Annotated in this window: 13 protein-coding genes; 5 read left to right on the top strand and 8 right to left on the bottom strand. The window is 70.3% G+C overall.

What is annotated here, in order from left to right; translation table 11 throughout:
* Positions 1-69: 69 nt before the first annotated feature.
* Positions 70-663: an outer membrane beta-barrel protein gene (locus G4D86_RS50170; protein WP_164002816.1), complete on the bottom strand. Its 594-nt coding sequence runs from the start codon at positions 661-663 to the stop codon at positions 70-72.
* A gap of 226 nt (positions 664-889) precedes the next feature.
* On the opposite strand from G4D86_RS50170, the gene recJ reads away from it, so the two are divergent.
* A complete protein-coding gene (recJ, locus tag G4D86_RS50175; protein WP_164002817.1) occupies positions 890-2602 on the top strand; it encodes a single-stranded-DNA-specific exonuclease RecJ in 1713 nt (570 codons plus the stop codon).
* A gap of 40 nt (positions 2603-2642) precedes the next feature.
* Here recJ and G4D86_RS50180 read toward each other — a convergent pair whose 3' ends face one another.
* The 4 genes from G4D86_RS50180 to G4D86_RS50195 form a co-directional block, all read right to left on the bottom strand.
* Entirely contained in the window at positions 2643-2870 is a 228-nt protein-coding gene (locus G4D86_RS50180; protein ID WP_164002818.1) for a YHS domain-containing protein, read from the bottom strand.
* 182 nt (positions 2871-3052) lie between these two features.
* On the bottom strand, positions 3053-3814 hold the full coding sequence (locus tag G4D86_RS50185) for a hypothetical protein (protein WP_164002819.1): 762 nt from the start codon (positions 3812-3814) through the stop codon (positions 3053-3055).
* Positions 3815-3828: 14 nt separating this feature from the next.
* Complete coding sequence (locus G4D86_RS50190) at positions 3829-5115, bottom strand: hypothetical protein (RefSeq protein WP_164002820.1); 1287 nt, start codon at positions 5113-5115, stop codon at positions 3829-3831.
* 23 nt (positions 5116-5138) lie between these two features.
* The gene (locus tag G4D86_RS50195; RefSeq protein WP_164002821.1) at positions 5139-6248 is read right to left on the bottom strand and encodes a hypothetical protein; all 1110 of its coding nucleotides are present in this window, start codon (positions 6246-6248) and stop codon (positions 5139-5141) included.
* A gap of 250 nt (positions 6249-6498) precedes the next feature.
* On the opposite strand from G4D86_RS50195, the gene aspS reads away from it, so the two are divergent.
* On the top strand, positions 6499-8316 hold the full coding sequence (gene aspS, locus G4D86_RS50200; RefSeq protein ID WP_164002822.1) for an aspartate--tRNA ligase: 1818 nt from the start codon (positions 6499-6501) through the stop codon (positions 8314-8316).
* Between the two features lie 111 nt (positions 8317-8427).
* Here aspS and G4D86_RS50205 read toward each other — a convergent pair whose 3' ends face one another.
* Positions 8428-9831 carry an aminotransferase-like domain-containing protein gene (locus G4D86_RS50205; RefSeq protein ID WP_164002823.1) on the bottom strand — a complete coding sequence of 468 codons (1404 nt, stop codon included), beginning with the start codon at positions 9829-9831 and terminating at the stop codon, positions 8428-8430.
* 132 nt (positions 9832-9963) lie between these two features.
* Here G4D86_RS50205 and G4D86_RS50210 point away from each other — a divergent pair, with 132 nt between their 5' ends.
* Both G4D86_RS50210 and G4D86_RS50215 read left to right on the top strand, forming a co-directional pair.
* Positions 9964-10851: a PhzF family phenazine biosynthesis protein gene (locus G4D86_RS50210; protein WP_164002824.1), complete on the top strand. Its 888-nt coding sequence runs from the start codon at positions 9964-9966 to the stop codon at positions 10849-10851.
* A gap of 261 nt (positions 10852-11112) precedes the next feature.
* Positions 11113-11967 carry a hypothetical protein gene (locus tag G4D86_RS50215; protein WP_164002825.1) on the top strand — a complete coding sequence of 285 codons (855 nt, stop codon included), beginning with the start codon at positions 11113-11115 and terminating at the stop codon, positions 11965-11967.
* Here the strand turns inward: G4D86_RS50215 and G4D86_RS50220 are convergent.
* Entirely contained in the window at positions 11925-12752 is an 828-nt protein-coding gene (locus G4D86_RS50220; RefSeq protein WP_240360942.1) for an AraC family transcriptional regulator, read from the bottom strand. The genes G4D86_RS50215 and G4D86_RS50220 overlap by 43 nt on opposite strands.
* Positions 12753-12852: 100 nt before the next feature.
* Between G4D86_RS50220 and G4D86_RS50225 the strand changes: the two genes are divergently transcribed.
* On the top strand, positions 12853-15081 hold the full coding sequence (locus G4D86_RS50225; RefSeq protein ID WP_164002827.1) for a M9 family metallopeptidase: 2229 nt from the start codon (positions 12853-12855) through the stop codon (positions 15079-15081).
* 50 nt (positions 15082-15131) lie between these two features.
* Here G4D86_RS50225 and G4D86_RS50230 read toward each other — a convergent pair whose 3' ends face one another.
* A complete protein-coding gene (locus G4D86_RS50230; protein WP_164002828.1) occupies positions 15132-16706 on the bottom strand; it encodes an aldehyde dehydrogenase (NADP(+)) in 1575 nt (524 codons plus the stop codon).
* Positions 16707-16709 lie beyond the last annotated feature (3 nt).

Consider the following 16709-nt stretch of genomic DNA (forward strand, 5'->3'; position numbering starts at 1 on the left):
ACGAGGGCCCTCCTCCCGCTGTGGGAGGCAGGGCCCTCGGTGTTTCCAAGGGCTTGGGGCTTCCGCTCGCTAGAAGCGGGCGCCCAGCGTGAAGGAGGCGTCCAGCAGGCCGCCGTCGGAGTCGTCCAGGGGCTGCGCGGCGAAGTCCTCGTTCAGGAGGACGCGGTACGTGGCGCGGAGGCCCGCGGTGAGGCCGCCACTGTTGAACTCGACGCCGGCCGCCAGGGGCACCTCCTGCATCGTGTCCGACTCGTAGAGGTCCGCGCCCGTGCCCCGCACGTCCACGTAGGACATGCCCACGCCCGCACCCACGAAGGGGCGGATGGAGGTGAGGAAGGGCGGGGACACCTTGAGGAGCGCGCTGCCGCCCTGGCGCAAGAGCGCCGGCTCGTCCAGCAGGCGGACGTCGCTGACGCCGTTGCGCGAGCCCTCGTAGCCCAGCTCGAAGCCCAGGAAGGTGGTGGGCTGCACGTTGAGCGTCAGGCCCCACGCGGGGCCGGTGCTCGTCAAGTCACCCAGGTCACCGGTGTAGTCGCCCACGCCGCCGCGCAGGAACACGTTGACGTCTCCTCGCTTGCCTTCCTTGCGCTCCTGCGCGGCCGCCGTGCCCGCGCTCGCGAGGGCCAGTGCCACCGCACCCGCGATGATGCCTCTTGGAAGCATGTTGTTCTCCTGTCAGGTGTGTGCGGTTCAAGCTGTGCACCGCTTGCCCGGTGCGAAGGGCTGGGGCAGGCGAGAGGGCAGGCGCATGCCTGAACGCGTGTGCAGGAGGGGAAAGGTCGTTCCCAAGGTTGACCTTTCCTCGTCAGACGTCTGAGGTACTGTCGGCCTGTCAAGAATTCGTCCCGGTATCCGCCCCGTTGGGGAGGCCCGGTGAGGAGTGCAACGCGTGCGGTGGTTGCTTCCAGACGTGGTCGAGGAGGAGGTGGCGTCCCTGGCGGGGGAGCTGTCGCTGCACCCGCTCGCGGCGAAGGTGTTGCTGCACCGCGGCTACCGCACCCCGGAGTCCGCCTCCGCGTTCCTGTCCGACAAGCTGGCGGACCTGCCGGACCCGTTCCGGATGAAGGGCATGCCCGCCGCGGTGGAGCGCCTCACCCGCGCCCTGCGCATGCGGGAGAAGGTGACGCTGTACGGGGACTACGACGTGGATGGGGTGTGCTCCACGTCGCTGCTCTACCTGTTCCTCAAGGAGCTGGGCGCCCCACCGGCCACGTACATCCCCCACCGCCTGGATGAGGGCTACGGCCTCAACCTCGCCGCGGTGGAGCGCATCGCCGCGGACGGCACGCGGGTGCTGGTGACGCTCGACTGCGGCATCACCTCCGTGGCGGAAATCACCCGCGCGAAGGAGCTGGGCCTGGACGTGGTGGTGGTGGACCACCACACGGTGCCGCCCACGCTGCCCCCGGCGGTGGCGGTGCTCAACCCGCACCAGCCCGGCTGTGAGTACCCCACCAAGGCGCTGTGCGCCGCGGGCGTGGCCTTCAACTTCTGCATGGGCCTGCGCAAGCGGCTGCGCGACGACGGCTTCTTCGCCACCCGCAAGGAGCCCAACCTCCGTTCCATGATGGACCTGGTGGCCATGGCCACCGTGGCGGACGTGGTGCCCCTCACCGGCGCCAACCGCATCCTCGTGTCCCACGGCCTCCAGGAGCTGAGCGCCGGCCGCCGCCCGGGCGTGCGCGCCCTCAAGGAAGCGGCGGGCATGGACCCCGACGCCACCGTCACCGCCGGCCAGGTGGGCTTCCGCCTCGGGCCCCGCATCAACGCCGCGGGCCGGCTGCATGACGCGTCGTTGGGCCTGCAGCTGCTCACCTCGGAGTCGCCAGAGACGGCGCGCTCGCTGGCGGCGGTGCTGGACCGAGCCAACGCAGAGCGCCAGGGAATCGAAAGCCACATCCTCACGCAGGCGCTGGCGCAGGCGGAGACGCTCAAGGACGCGCGCGGCTTCGTGCTCTACGACGAAGGCTGGCACCCGGGCGTCATCGGCATCGTCGCCTCGCGCGTGGTGGAGCGCTACTACCGGCCCACCGTCATGGTGGGCGTGAAGGACGGGGTGGGGAAGGGCTCGGCGCGCAGCATCGAGGCCTTCCACCTCTACGACGCGCTCAGTGGCTGCTCGGAGCTGATGACGCGCTTCGGCGGGCACAAGCACGCCGCTGGCCTCACCATCGACGCGGACCGGCTGCCGGCCTTCCGCGAGGCCTTCGAGAAGATTGCCTTCCAGCGCCTCACCCCGGAGGACCTCATCCCCCGGTGCAAGGTGGACGCAGTGGTGCACGCGCACGAGCTGGACGCCCACGCCGTGGAGTCGCTCCAGCGCCTGGGGCCCTTCGGCCAGGGCAACCCGGAGCCGGTGCTGGTGCTGCGCAGGCAGGTGGCCCGCCCGCGCGTGCTGCAGCCCAAGTCGGGCATGGGCAGCGGCCACCTCAAGCTCGCCCTCGCGGACGCGCCGGAGCTGGACGCCATCGGCTTCAACATGGCGGACCGCGTGACGCTGGTGGAGGGGCCGGTGGACCTGGCCTTCCAGGCCGGCTTCGACACGTTCCGCGGTCAGCGCAAGCTGTCGCTGCGCCTCAAGGACGTCCGCAGGGCGGCGTGAGTGGGACGCTTCCGGGGCCGCTCCTGGCGGCCTCGAAAGGCTACGCCAGCCCCCAGCGCACCCGGCCCGGCGTCATCAGCGCGCCGACGCGGGCCAGCTCGTTGAGCCGGAAGCGCTCCGCCTGACGCTCGAAGGCGTGACGGCACCGCTCCGAGCAGAAGAAGTACCGGCGCTTCTTGTACTCCGCCGTCGGACGGCCCTCCTGTGTGTCGAGCTCCTTCCCACACACCGGATCCCAGTGCTGCCCCTGCCCCTGAACGCTTTTCATCACTCGCCTCCCCGCCCCAGGGAGCTCGCGCCCCCACCCGTGTGGATGGATAAGCACGACGCATGCCGTTGCCCATCTCCTTGGGATGCCAAGAAGGCCGGGCCGGACAGGGGCGGAGAGGGTGAAGAATTTTCCGCCGCCGCTCCCAGCTCTAGCGAAGGGAGCGGCAGGCGGAGTGTTCTTCAGAAGGCGGTGCCGAGGCTGCCGCCGAGGAAGAAGTCGTTCATGTAGCCGCGGCGGAAGGCCATGGCCTCCAACCGGAAGGCGAGGCGCAGGTTGCTGGTGGACGAAATCTTCGGACGGCCGCGGAAGCCCACGCCCCCCTGGAGCACGGGCTTGAGGCCATTCACCTTCGTCTCCGCCGAGTCCACGGTGATGGAGGTGGCCTGGTAGGCCACGCCGCCTCCGGCCTGGGCGAAGAAGCCGAAGTCGGACTTGCCCAGCTTCAGCTCGTAGGCCGGGGCGATGGTGAAGTAGTGGACGCGGGTGTCACCGGTGATGAAGGTGGTGCCGTCGCTGATGCTGCCGTACGTCCACCGCAGGTCCGCCCAGAGGGCCTCGCGCAGCGGCTCGCTGTCGAGGATGCGGCCGTATTCCCAGGTGGCGCGCACGCCGAGCCCCAGGCGCGTCTCGGCGAACTGGCCGCGCGAGCTGTCCAGCAGCAGGGCGCCGGTGATGAACTCCACCGCCACGCCCAGGTTCGGGTCGTCCAGGCCGGAGAGGGCCTTGAAGTCCCCGTCCTCGCCCTCCTGCTCGGCGACGCGGCGGAAGTCGTCCGTCTCGTCCAGGTTCTGCTTCTTGCGACGCTCGTAGTCTTCGTCTGCGTCGTTGGAGCGGGCGGGCTCCTCGTCGGGGTAGGCGTACGGGTCGTCGTCGTCCTGCGCGAGCGCGGGCGTGGAGAGAACGAGGCCACCCAGGAGGCAGCGAACGAGCCAGGTCTTCACGGAGTGGGTCCTCATCATTCGGCGGACAGCTGAGGGCAGGTGGTGCCGGGGGCGGAGCTGGCCGGGCACAGGTTGGGATTGGACGTACCCACGAGCAGGGCTCGCGGAATCTGGAGGTGGTCCATCAGCTCGTTGCAGACGGCCTCCTTCAGCTTCAGGTCGGTGATGTGGGTGATGATGGCGCCGGCGGCCACGGCCAGGGTGAAGTCCTCCTGGTCGTTGATGTACTGCTGCGACAGCTGCAACAGGCCGGGCGTCTTCGGGTCGGAGTCGTTGTAGGCGGCGACAATCGCGCGCAGCAGCACCTCGCGCTGCCCCTGGCCCTCGCCCGCCTGGTAGAGCGCGCTCGCGAGCAGGGTGCCCACCAGGTACTCCTTGCCGCTGAACTCGTTCAGGCCCTGGTTGCGCAGCTGCGTGCGCAGCGCGTCCGTCATGCAGCGGTCGTTCCTGGACAAGTCGCGGTCCCTCGCGACCTGGTCGTACGGGGCGTCGTGGAAGGACGTGGAGAAGAACTTCGCGTCACACCCCTTGGTGGCGCGGCAGGTGGTGCCGAACGCGTGGTAGTCGGCCAGGCCCTCGTCGAAGGACTTGAGGATGTTGGCGCCTGGGCTGGGGATGGAGGAGGACCAGAGGGCCAGCGCCTCGGGGAAGGGCTGCCCGCCGTAGACCTTCAGGTTGAAGATGCGGTGCGAGTACTCGTGCGCGATGACGCCCGCGTTGATGGCGAGCGGCGCGCGCTGGAGCTGGTCGAACGGCAGCACCAGGAACGACTCCATCACCGAGAAGTAGAGCGCGTTGTCGAGCAGCGGGTCCTTGTCGACGTCGGCGAGGATGAACTCGGGGAAGTAGTAGGTGGTGACGGGCTTCTTGAAGTCCGCCGCGGGGATGTTGCCCACCGTCTGGAAGTAGTCGAAGGCGCGCTCGAGGTTGTAGTACGCCGTCACCATGTTCCAGGTGTGGAAGTCCGCCGGCCACAGGACGCCGTCCTGGTTGATGTAGCTGGCGCTGACGTCGTGGCCCTCCTCCTTGAGCAGGGCGTTGACGAACGCCTCCGGCGTGGTGGCGGTCTGGAGGTCCTGGTCCTCGGAGTCGAAGACGATGCGGGCGCCCCCGCGGAAGTCGGCGACCGTGCCGTTGAGGCTGACGATGTCGGAGACCGTCTTGAGCTCGACCTCCTGGGGGGCGTATTCGCCGTTGCTGTTGAGCACCAGGGCGCTGACCTTGACGGGAGCGCTCGTTTCGGGCGCACAGCCGACGGCCAGTCCCAGCGTGGCGGTGGCGGCAATGACTGTTCGGAGCATGACGCCGTTTTACTCCGGACCGCTCAGAACGTGTATTCCCCCCCGACGGTGAAAAGCCCAGAACGGGTCCGGGAGGGCGCCCCGGAGGCGTCCCCGCCCTCCACGGCCTCCAGCCGGTCCTGCTGCAATGCCACCGAGGCCCACACCCGCGCCGTCTCCCCCAGGCGCACCGTCCAGCGGGTGGCCAGCACGTGGGACAGGCCCTCGCCGGACACGTACCGCGTGAAGGCGTAGGACAGCTGCCCCCGGACGGCCCGGCCGGGGCGCCAGGTGACGGAGGGCTTGAAGTCGAACAGGGAGGGGGCGGTGGGGATGCCCGTGGTGGCGTTGAGGTCCGACACGCGCTGCGCCACCCCGGAGCCCAGGTCGCGGTTGATGCGCGTGCTCAGGCCCAGCAGGGCCCGGCGGGCCTCGAGGGCGTTCTCGAAGCGGCGCGTGAGCTCCTCCGTCTCCTCGTCGGTGAACTGGCCGGCGGTGAGCGGGTCCTCGCTGTAGAGGGTGAGGCCGGCGCGCAGGCCCACCTCCCAGCGCGTCCCCAGCATCAGCCGGCCGCCCACGGAAGGGCGGGCCACCCAGAGCAGGTCCTCGCGGGCGTAGCGCAGGGTGCCGTTGCGGGTGGGGACGACGATTTCGCGGCTCAGTGGGTAGCGGGTGACGGACAGGCCCGCGTCCAGGCCGTACTCCACGGCGGAGAAACCCGCCGAGTCGTAGGCCGCGGACAGGAGCAGCGCCTGGCTGGAGTAGCCGGTGCGCGCGTCCACGGAGGGCAGGTTGAGCCTCGGGCGCTCGGGGGACAGCGCGGTGAGCGTGCTCTTGGGCAGGCCCACGCTCGCCGTGGCGGCCACCAGCCAGTGCCCACCCAGCACGTGGTCCATGCCCAGGGAGAGCTGGTGCGTGGCCGCGGTGCCGGACTCGGGGCGGGCGGCGGTGTAGCCCAGCGTGAGGAAGGTGGTGTCTTCGTACAGCGCTACGTCGCCCAGGAGACTCCAGGCGCGGTAGTCGCGGCCGGCGCTGACCTCGAGGGAGGCGGTGACCTTCCGGCCCGCCTCCGAGCCCGCCTCCGAGCCCGCCTCCGAGCCCGCCTCCGCGCGCCCGGGCCGCGCCGCCAGCACCGAGGCGAGGAGCGCGAGCACGGCGAGGCTCCGCCCGGGCCGGCGCGGCGCTTGGGGCACGGCGGTGGATTCCCCCTGCATGGGAGCAGCAACACGCGACCGTCCCCGAAGTTGCGGGCCAACCGGGCGGGCCTGGGAAGCGTCAGGAATCGCTCCAGAATCCGACCGTTTGAGAGGAGTCAGGTGTGCGCGGATTCCTTGACGCATCGTTTCCACGATCCGTATGGTGCCGCGCTTTCCCTCACTACGAAACCAGCAGGCGGTCCTGTCCATGGCGGTCCCGTTCATCTCCGAGGTCAAGCGTACCCACAACTGCGGCCAGCTCACGGCCGCCAATGTCGGCGAGGAGGTCGTCCTCTTCGGCTGGGTGCACAACCGCCGAGACCACGGCGGCGCGGTCTTCATCGACCTGCGAGACCGGGAGGGGCTCACCCAGGTGGTGTTCGAGCCTGACTCCGCCGAGGCCCACGCGCTCGCCGGCAGCCTGCGCCTGGAGTTCTGCATCGGCGTGCGCGGCAAGGTGGTGTCGCGCGGGAAGAACGTGAATCCGAAGATGAAGACGGGTGAAATCGAGGTCAAGGCGACCGACCTCACCATCTTCAACCGCTCGGAGCCCACGCCGTTCCCCATCGAGGACAACATCGACACCTCGGAGGAGAAGCGGCTGGCGCACCGCTACCTGGACCTGCGCCGCGCGCCCTTGCAGAAGTCGCTGATGACGCGCTCGAAGATGAACGCGCTGACGCGCTCGTTCATGCACCAGAACGGCTTCCTGGAGCTGGAGACGCCGTTCATGGGCAAGTACACGCCCGGCGGCGCGCGCAACTTCCTCGTCCCCAGCCGCATGAACCCGGGCAAGTTCTACGCGCTCGCGGAGAGCCCGCAGCTCTACAAGCAGCTCTTCATGGTGGCCGGCTTCGACCGGTACTTCCAGATCGTGAAGTGCTTCCGCGACGAGGACCTGCGCGTCGACCGCCAGCCGGAGTTCACGCAAATCGACGTGGAGATGAGCTTCGTCCAGCAGGACGACATCTTCACCATCATCGAGGGGCTGCTGAAGAAGCTGTGGGGCGAGGTGCTGGGCATCGACATCCCCACGCCCTTCCTGCGCATGGACTTCTACGAGTCCATGGCGAAGTACGGCAACGACAAGCCGGACCTGCGCTTCGGGCTGGAGCACGTGGTGCTCACGGACCTCATCCGCGAGCACGGCGAGGCCGGCGGCGTGCCGATGATGTTCGAGGCGGTGCAGAACAAGGGCATCGTCAAGGCGATGGTCATCCCCGTGGCGAAGGCGATGAGCCGCGCGGAGAGCGACAAGCTGGAGGAGTTCGCGAAGCAGGCCGGCGCCAAGGGCCTGGCCCGCGCGAAGGTGGGCGAGGGCGGCGAGTGGACCCAGTCGCCGCTGTCGAAGACCATCTCCCAGGCGCTGCGGCATGCCATCAACCAGGCCGTGGGTGCGAAGACGGGCGACCTCATCCTGTTCCAGTTCGGGAAGGAGGCGCTGGTGCACACGGTGATGGCGAACCTCCGCGTGCACGTGGCGAAGAAGCTCGGGCTGATTCCGGAGTACGGCAGCGGCGGCCAGTGGAACTTCCTGTGGGTGGTGAACCCGCCGCTGTTCGAGTTCGACGAGGAGACGAACACCTGGGCGGCGGCGCACCACGCCTTCACGCGGCCGCACGACGGGGACGTGGACTACCTGCTCACGGACCCGGGCCGGGTGAAGTGCCACCGCTACGACGTGGTGCTCAACGGCTTCGAGATTGGCGGCGGCTCCATCCGCCTCCATGACCCGAAAGTGCAGGCGCAGGTGTTCAAGGCGCTGGGCATCAGCGACGAGGAGGCCCAGACGAAGTTCGGCTTCCTGCTGGACGCGCTCAAGTACGGCGCGCCCCCGCACGGTGGCATCGCCCTGGGCATGGACCGGCTCGCCTTCCTGCTCACCAACGCCGAGTCCCTGCGCGACGTGATTCCGTTCCCCAAGACGAAGACGGGCACGGACCAGATGACGGGCGCCCCCGGCGAGGTGGACGACAGGCAGCTGCGCGAGCTGCACGTGCGGCCTGTACCTCCGCCGCAGAAGTAGCGGAGTTGCGGAAAGCCGGGCGCCTGCTGTGCGCCCGGCTCCGACGAGGGCACGGGCGGGCGTGAGCGGTTCGCCTTCGGGCGTCTCACGCAGCCTGCTCGGGCCCTGCTTTCAGACGATGGACGCGAGCGGCTCCGGCCCGCCCTCCAGCGTCTCGCGCAGCCTGCGCAGGCCCTTCTCCAGCGAGGCGCGGGTGCGCGGTGCTCCCAGGCACACGCGCACCGCGGCCGGTGCGGTGGCCGGGCCCACGGTGAAGACCTCCGAGGGCGTGACGGACACACCCCGGCGCCGGGCCTGCGCGGTGAAGGACTCCGCGCGCCAGCCGGTGGGGAGCTTCAGCCAGAGGTGGAAGGTGGGCGCTCGCGGCGCTTTCGGCAGCAGGTCTCCGAGCACCTCGCGCGCCAGCTCCAGCCGCTCAAGGGCTTCGCGTCGGCGGCGGACCACCAGCTCGTCGGCGGTGCCGTCGTTCACCCAGCGGGCCGCGACTTCCGCCATCAGCGGCGACGTCATCCTCACGGCCAGGGCCGCTTCCTCCGCGAGCCGCTCCGTGCCCGCTCTGGAAGGTGCCGCGAGGTAGCCGATGCGCAGCCCCGGCGCGAGCAGCTTGGACACGCCGCCGATGAACCAGCCGGACTCCGGCACCAGCGTGCACAGCGGGGGAGGGCGCTTGTCGAGCAGCAGCCCGTAGGCGTCGTCCTCCACCACCGTGAGCCCGTGCTTGCGCACCACCGCGGCGATGCGGCGACGGCGCTCCTCGGACATCACCGAGCCCGTGGGGTTCTGGAGGTTGGGCAAGGTGAAGAGGACCTTCGCGCCGGTGCGGCACGCGGCCTCCAGGGCGTCCGGCTTGAGGCCGTGCTCGTCCAGGGCCACGCCGTGGAGCCGCAGGTGCAGCCGGTTCGCGAGCACCTTCAGGCCCGGGTACGTGAGGGCCTCCGCCAGCACCGTGTCCCCCGGGCGCGTGAGGGCCGTGAGCGCCACCTCCATGGCGTGCTGGCCTCCCGAGCACACCACCACCTGCTCCGGGGACACCTCCAGGCCGAAGCGGGACAGCCACGCCGCGCCGGCCTCACGGTGCGCGAGCAGCCCCGCGTGAGGCTGGTAGTCGAGCAGCTCGGACAGGCGCGGCGAGCGCTGCAGGGCGTCCAGCGTCTTGCGCAGCGCGGTGCCCGCCGGGTCTCCCGGAGGCGTGGCTGGCCAGTTGAGGCCCAACTCCACCAGCGCGTCGTCTCCCGTGTCCGGTGCCGGAGCGGGGAGGTGGCGGGGCGCGTCCCGGTGGCGCACGAAGGTGCCCCGGCCCACCTCGCCGCCGATGAGCCCTCGGCGCTCGGCCTCTGCGTAGGCGCGAGTCACCGTGCCCACCGTGACGCCGACCTTCTCCGCCAGCTCGCGGTGCGTGGGCAGGCGGGTGCCCGGTGCGAGCCGTCCCTCGTCGATGTCCGCGGCCAGCGCATCCGCGATGACCCGGTACAGCGGGCCGTCCCGGCCCCGGAGCTGCGGCGTCCAGCTTGTCATGGTGACAATTCATACGGTTGACGGGCGGTTGCGCGCAATGCATCCATTGTGTCGATTCTTGACGGAACATGTATCGGTACAATTCACGCGGGGGCGGCGCTCCGTCCGCCGCGCTCGGGAGAGGTGCACGCCATGCAGATGACCATCGTCGATGCCTTCACGAAGACGCCGGGGGAGGGCAACCGCGCCGGCGTGGTGCTGGACGCCGCCGGGCTGGACGCGGAGGCCATGCAGCGCATCGCGGCCGTGGTGGGGGCGTCCGAGACGGCGTTCCTGCTGTCGCCTCCCGGAGAGGGCCCGGTGCGCCTGCGCTACTTCGCGCCCGCGACGGAGATTCCCTTCTGCGGTCACGCCACCGTCGCCACGTTCCACCTGCTGGCCGAGCGCGGACTGCTGAAGTCCCCAGGCACGTACCGGCTGGAGTGCGCGGCGGGCCCCCTGGACGTCGAGTTGGAGTCCCTGGAGATGCGCGGGGCGCGGGCATGGATTGTCACGCCTCGCCAGCCGTGGGTGGAGAGCCCGGTGCCGCTGGAGACGGTGATGCCACTGCTGGGCGGGACGGTGGAGATGGTGGACCGCTCGTTGCCGGTGCTGCGCACCGGATACCGGTTGGTGGTTCCGATGCGACGCCGTGAGGACGTATGGAATCTGTCGCCACAGTCCCGGGCGCTTGCGGAGGTCCTGCGACCGCAGGGCCTGAACGGTGTGTACGTGTTCACCCGCGAGACGAAGGACGCCAGCAGCGTGGCGCATTCGCGCTACTTCCCACCCGTGATTGGAGTGGCGGAGGATCCGGTGACGGGTGCCGCGGCCGGGCCGCTCGGGATGTACCTGGCGACGCAGGGGGTGCTGACGCTACCGGCCGAGGGCGGCACGGTGCGGGCGCGCATCGAGCAGGGCGATGCCATCGGCAAGCCGGGGCGCATCGAGGTGGAGGTCACCGGCCGGGCGGGAGCGCCCGAGCGGGCACGCATCGGCGGGGTGGCTGTCACGGTCTTCGAGGGCACGCTGCGGGTCTGATTCAGGACGCGGTAGACGCCTGCGCTCCGCTCCTCCCCTTGGGCCGGAGGACTTGTGGAATGAACGTTCCTTCCGCTGCGGTCCGCCTGAGGACTCGGTTGCCCGTGCCCCGGCGCAGGGTTCGTGGAATGAACGTTCCTTCCGCTGCTACCTGCCGCCGGGGGCCTCACTCTGCGTGGCTCGCCCCCGCGTTCTGAACGAGCCGGGCAGGGACGGCCCGCTTCCTGGGAATCGCGCGGCGGCCGGGCTGTTCCGGGGCGCATGAGAGCGACTCGCTGGTTCCTGGCCGCCGTGCTGCTGGTGGGCACCGGGGCCTGCCGTACCCCGCAACCGGATGCCCCTGCCCAGGGCGCGCAGGCCACCGCCGTGACGTGCGCGCTTCCCGCGTCCCCCTCCGAGCTAATCCCCCTGTCGGATGACCCGTACCCCGGCGAGCTGCACGAGGTCTTCGACGTGCCGGATGCCCCGGAGTGGTGGGCTCCTGCGCCACCGGATGCCGAGCGTGAGCGCTACCGGATGGCCCTGGGCACACGGCTCGGGGCGCAGGCCCTGGGGCACCGCGCCTTGCTGGAGCGAGTCCATGCCACACACGCGGCCCTGGTGGGCACGCCGATGGGGCGCGAGTCGGAGAACACCTCGCGCGTCCTCGCGGGGACGGCGGGCCAGGTGGGGCCCGTCACCTGTCTGGAGTGGAGCCTCTTCCAGCATCAGGCCCGGCGCTTCCCGATGATTGAGCGCCCCACCGAGTTCGGCGCGTACGTCCTGCGCGGCCACGGCCGGATTCGCGTCTACCTCTCGGGCGCGGACCGCATCGGCGGGCGGCTGTACAGCGGAGTGCGAGACAGGGTGATGGCGGATGTCGCGCGGGGCTTCGCGCCCGTGGCGCACGTGCACAACCATCCGTTCATGTTCGACCGGAAGCCGGGTGACCGCATGTGGACCACGCCCGAGACGGTGAACGACGTCGGCGGAGGCGTGGCTCCCAGTCTCACCGACGTGCAGGCCTTCCGGATGATGCGGCAGTCGTTCGGGCTCCAGGGTGCGTGGGTGACCAACGGGCTCGACACCGGCCGCTACACCTCCGAGGACTTCGACCGGCTTTCAGCGTGGGATTGACGCGCTCCCTGGGGGCCTCCGGGGATGGCCACGAGCTGCCGGTACTGGCGCGGGCTCAGACCCGTCACCTGCTTGAACTGGCGTGACAGCGCGCTCTGGTCGCAGAACCCCACCGCCAGGGAGATGGCGGCGATGGACTGCTCCGAGTCCACCAGTCGCTCCGCCGCCGCGTCGATGCGCGTCTTCATGATGAACTGCCCGGCGGAGAGCTGGAAGATGCGCCGCATCCTTCGCTCGAACTGCGCGGCGGACATCCCGGACCGCCGTGCCAGCGCGTCGATGCGCAGCCGCTCCGCGTAGTGCGCCTGGATGTGGTCGATGGTCGCCGCGAAGCGCTCGTCCACGCGCCCCGCGCGCCCGGGTTCGTGCACGTCCCTGGACAGACATGCGAGTCCCATCACCGCCCCCGCGGCGTCGAACAGCGGCACCTTGCTCGTCAGGCACCAGCCCGGCTTCCGGTTGTTGAAGAGCGTCAGGTCCAGGTTGTCGACCAGGGCGCGCCCCGTCCGGAACACCCGCTGGTCCTGCCGCACGTAGCGGTCCGCCATGTGACGGGGGAACAGGTCATGCGCCGTGCGGCCCACCGCCGCCGCCTTGCAGTCCAGGCCGCAGCGCTCCGCGCAGGCCTCGCTGATGCACACGTACCGCCCCCGGGTGTCCTTCACCGAGAAGACGATGTCCGGCACCCGGTCGAACAACGCCTCCGCGAAGAGCGGATTCGCCACCTGCCCCATGAAGTCCGCCCGCCAGTGCTCCAGGTCCGCGCGTGCCTTGGTGGTTTCCATACGCCCTCGCAAGGGAAAGACACAAGAATCACAGTTGTACTCAAGACTACCTTGATTACCGCGTGAAACCCCACGCGTCCCAGTCGAGGAGCACGAAGCCATGAGCCGTCCATTCACGGATGGGTATCGCTGTCACATCGCCCTCGCAGTCTGTCTCACCCTGTTCGGAGCCGGCGCCTCCGCCCGCCCCGGCGGCCCCGCTCCCGCCGAGGCACTGAAAACACACGGAATCGACCACACCCACCAGCGAATCCGCACCGACGAGCGCCCGCCGGATGTCTCCCCGGAGCGGCTGCGGGAAGCCCTCGTGCCGCGCGCCCCTGCAAGGGCGCAGCTCGCCGCCTGCGACACGGCGGCCTTTGCCTCCGCCAGTGGCAGCGCGCTCGTCACCCTGGTGAAGGGCTCCACGCTGGAATGTGTCAACACGCTGTTCAGCGTCACGGGCACCCTCGCGGCCCAGGTGTTCGTCGAGAGCAAGATGGTCACCATCGCCAACGCGCTCACCACGAGCGCGCAGGCCTACACGGGAAGCAACACCGGCGGAACACTTCAACTCATCCTCTTCCTTCGCGCCGGCTACTACGTGCAGTACTACAACCCGGACGTCGTGGGCAGCTACGGCACGGCGCTGAAGAATGCCATCCGCCCGGCCCTGGCCGCCTTCGTGGCCAACAGCCACTTCACCGACGTCAATGACAGTCATGGCAGCGTGCTGCGCGAGTTCGTCACCCTCATCGACAGCGCGGGCGAGAATGCCCTCCACCTGGGCACCTTCCGGGGACTCCTCGACCGTTTCAACGACACGGCCCTGTCCTATTGGTACATGCGCAGCGCCACCAACAACGTGTTCGTCGGCCTGTTTCGCGGCCACTACAACGCGGACTTCGTGGCGGCGGTGAACCAGGACACCTCCATCGTCGACACGCTGAACAGCTTCGTGAGCCGGAACGAGCACCTGCTGGGCACCGACAACCAATTCCTCACGGTCAACGCCGCACGCGAGCTGTCCCGCTTCCTGCAATACACGGGCGCGCTGCTGGACAAGACCCGGCCCCGGGTGAAGGCAATCATCGCCGGCCACTCCATGACGGGGCCGGGCGCGGGCGTCTGGGTGGGCACGGCGGAGATGGCGGACTACTACGACCGCGCCAACTGCGCGTACTACGGCATCTGCGACTTCCGGCGCGCGTTGGAGCAGGCCGTGCTCACGGTGTCCTACTCCTGTGGCGCCACCCTGCGCATGCGTGCCCAGGAGATGACGGCCTCGCAGTTGAGCCAGAGCTGCGGCCAGCTCGCGACGCAGGAGACGTACTTCCACGACACGCTGAAGACGAACCGCGTGCCGGTGGCTGGCGACGGCAACACGGCCCTGGAGATGGTCATCTTCGACAGCAGCCTGGACTACCAGACCTATGCCGGGGCGCTGTTCGGCATCGATACCAACAACGGGGGCATGTACCTGGAGGGAGACCCCGCCGCGTCGGGCAACCAGGCCCGGTTCATCGCGTACGAGGCGGAGTGGCTGCGTCCCGCCTTTGAAATCTGGAACCTGCGACACGAGTACGTCCACTACCTGGACGGCCGCTTCGACATGAAGGGTGACTTCGGCGCCAGCACCAGCCAGCCCACCATCTGGTGGATTGAAGGCCTGGCCGAGTACGTCTCCAAGAAGAACGACAACACCCAGGCCGTGTCGCTCGGCACGAGCAAGAGCTTCCAGCTCAGCCAGGTGTTCCGCAACGACTACAACAGCGGCACGGACCGCGTGTACTCCTGGGGCTACCTGGCCGCGCGCTTCATGTTCGAGCGTCACTCGGACCAGGTGGACACCATGCTCGGCCACTTCCGCACGGGCAACTACACGGCCTACCGCCAGTACCTGGACGGGATTGGCACCACGCGCGACGGGGAGTTCCACCAGTGGATTGACTGCGTGGCCACCGCGACCGACCCGGCCACCTGTGTCAATCCCGGCCCTGGCCCGGGCACGCCGCGCTGCACGGACCCCGACGTCCGGATCCTGGGCAACGGCTGCTACCGGGACAACCTGGCCTCCACCTACGAGCTGTACTTCTACCTCTGGGTGCCCTCCGGCGCGCGCAACCTGCGCGTCCAGATGAGCGGGGGCACGGGCAACGCGGACCTGTACACCCGCGCCAACCAGTGGCCGACCCTGACGGTGTACGACGCCCGGCCCTATCTGCCCGGCAACGACGAGACGGCGGTCATCTCCAACCCGGCGACCGGCACCTGGCACTACCTGATAGTCAAGGCCCGCGCCCCCTACGCGGGCGTGAGGCTGGAGGCCCGCTTCGACACGGGGCCCTGACCCAGGGCAGGAGCGGGGCATCCCGGGGGACACCGCGCCACCCGGGATGCTCATGCCCGCTTCAGCACGCCATCCACCGTGCGCCAGAGGTCGAGCGGGTTGGACTCGCGCAGCTCCGCGGGCAGCAGCACCTCGGGAACGTCCTGGAAGCACACCGGCCGGACGAAGCGGCGCAGGGCCCCGGTGCCCACGGCGGTGAAGCGGCCATCCGCGCTCGCGGGGTAGGGGCCGCCATGCACCATGGAGGGGCAGACCTCCACCCCCGTGGGCACGCCGTTCACCAGCACGCGGCCCACCCGGTCCGCGAGGACGGGGAGCAGCTCCGAAGCCAGCGCGTGGTCTGCGGCCTCCATCATCAACGTCGCGGTGAGCTGGCCCTCCAGGCGCGAGGCCACGCGCGCGAGGTCCCGGGGCTCCCGGGTGCGGGCCAGCACCGCGCAGCTCCCGAACACCTCGTCCGTCAGCGCCGCGTCCGTCAGCACCGCGCCCGCGTCCACCTCGAACAGCGCGGGCGCGCCCCGGGCCTCGCGGCCCTCGCCACGGACCCACGTGCGGGTGTCCTTGCGCGCCGCGAGTCGGCCCACGCCCTCGCGGAAGCGCTCGGCGATGCCGGGGGTCAGCATGGGCACCGCGGAGACGGCGCTCAGCCGCTCCACGAGGCGGGCCCGGAAGGCCTCGTAGCCCGCGCCGTCGACGGCCACGAGCAGCCCGGGTGAGGTGCAGAACTGGCCCGCACCCTGGAGGATGGAGGCGGCCAGCGCGTCCGCAAGCGCCACGGGCCGCGTGTCCAGCGCCTCGGGCAGAAGGAAGACGGGGTTGATGGAGCCCATCTCCGCGAAGACGGGAATGGGGACGGGCCGCGCGGCGGCCAGGTCCATCAGCGCCCGGCCTCCGGCGCGCGAGCCGGTGAAGCCCACGGCGCGGATGGCGGGGTGTTGCACCAGGGCACGGCCCACCTGCGTGCCGGCGTCGAACAGGAGCGAGAACACTCCCTCCGGCAGGCCGCATGCGGCCACCGCCGCGCGCACCGCCTCGCCCGCGCGCTCGGACGTGGCCGGGTGGGCGGGGTGGGCCTTGGCGATGACGGGACAGCCCGCCGCCAGCGCGGACGCGGTGTCGCCGCCCGCCACGGAGAAGGCGAGCGGGAAGTTGCTCGCGCCGAACACCGCCACCGGCCCCACCGCGCGCAGCATCGAGCGCAAATCAGGACGGGGCACGGGGCGACGCTCGGGCAGCGCGTGGTCGATGCGCGCGTCCACCCAGCTTCCCTCCTCGAGGAGGCGGGCGAACTGACGGAACTGTCCGGCGGCGCGGCCCAGCTCCCCCTGGATGCGCGCGGGGGGCAGGCCCGTCTCCCGGGGCGTGACGGCCAGGAAGTCGGCTTCGGCCGCCAGGAGCGACTCGGCGATGTGCTCCAGGAAGACGGCGCGCTGGCGCGAGGGGAGGGCCGCGAAGACGGGCGCGGCCTCCTCCGCGAGCTGGCAGGCTCGCTCCACCTCGTGCGGGTGCGCCGGGTGATATCGGGGCTCCAGGGCCACACCGGCCTCCGGGTCCCATCCGGTGAACGTCGTACCGCCGGGCTCACCGCGCCCGGCGCCAATCCAAGACAATCCCATCCATGCCATGCC

The sequence above is a fragment of the Pyxidicoccus caerfyrddinensis genome (assembly GCF_010894405.1).
In the GTDB taxonomy this organism is placed as follows: domain Bacteria; phylum Myxococcota; class Myxococcia; order Myxococcales; family Myxococcaceae; genus Myxococcus; species Myxococcus caerfyrddinensis.

Excerpts from the sequence above, each read along its gene's own strand:
- G4D86_RS50215 (WP_164002825.1), top strand. The coding sequence starts at position 11,113 with ATGAGAGCGACTCGCTGGTTCCTGGCCGCCGTGCTGCTGGTGGGCACC.
- G4D86_RS50220 (WP_240360942.1), bottom strand. The coding sequence starts at position 12,752 with ATGGAAACCACCAAGGCACGCGCGGACCTGGAGCACTGGCGGGCGGAC.
- G4D86_RS50180 (WP_164002818.1), bottom strand. The coding sequence starts at position 2,870 with ATGAAAAGCGTTCAGGGGCAGGGGCAGCACTGGGATCCGGTGTGTGGG.
- G4D86_RS50170 (WP_164002816.1), bottom strand. The coding sequence starts at position 663 with ATGCTTCCAAGAGGCATCATCGCGGGTGCGGTGGCACTGGCCCTCGCG.
- G4D86_RS50230 (WP_164002828.1), bottom strand. The coding sequence starts at position 16,706 with ATGGCATGGATGGGATTGTCTTGGATTGGCGCCGGGCGCGGTGAGCCC.
- G4D86_RS50225 (WP_164002827.1), top strand. The coding sequence starts at position 12,853 with ATGAGCCGTCCATTCACGGATGGGTATCGCTGTCACATCGCCCTCGCA.
- G4D86_RS50190 (WP_164002820.1), bottom strand. The coding sequence starts at position 5,115 with ATGCTCCGAACAGTCATTGCCGCCACCGCCACGCTGGGACTGGCCGTC.
- G4D86_RS50210 (WP_164002824.1), top strand. The coding sequence starts at position 9,964 with ATGCAGATGACCATCGTCGATGCCTTCACGAAGACGCCGGGGGAGGGC.
- aspS (WP_164002822.1), top strand. The coding sequence starts at position 6,499 with ATGGCGGTCCCGTTCATCTCCGAGGTCAAGCGTACCCACAACTGCGGC.
- G4D86_RS50205 (WP_164002823.1), bottom strand. The coding sequence starts at position 9,831 with ATGACAAGCTGGACGCCGCAGCTCCGGGGCCGGGACGGCCCGCTGTAC.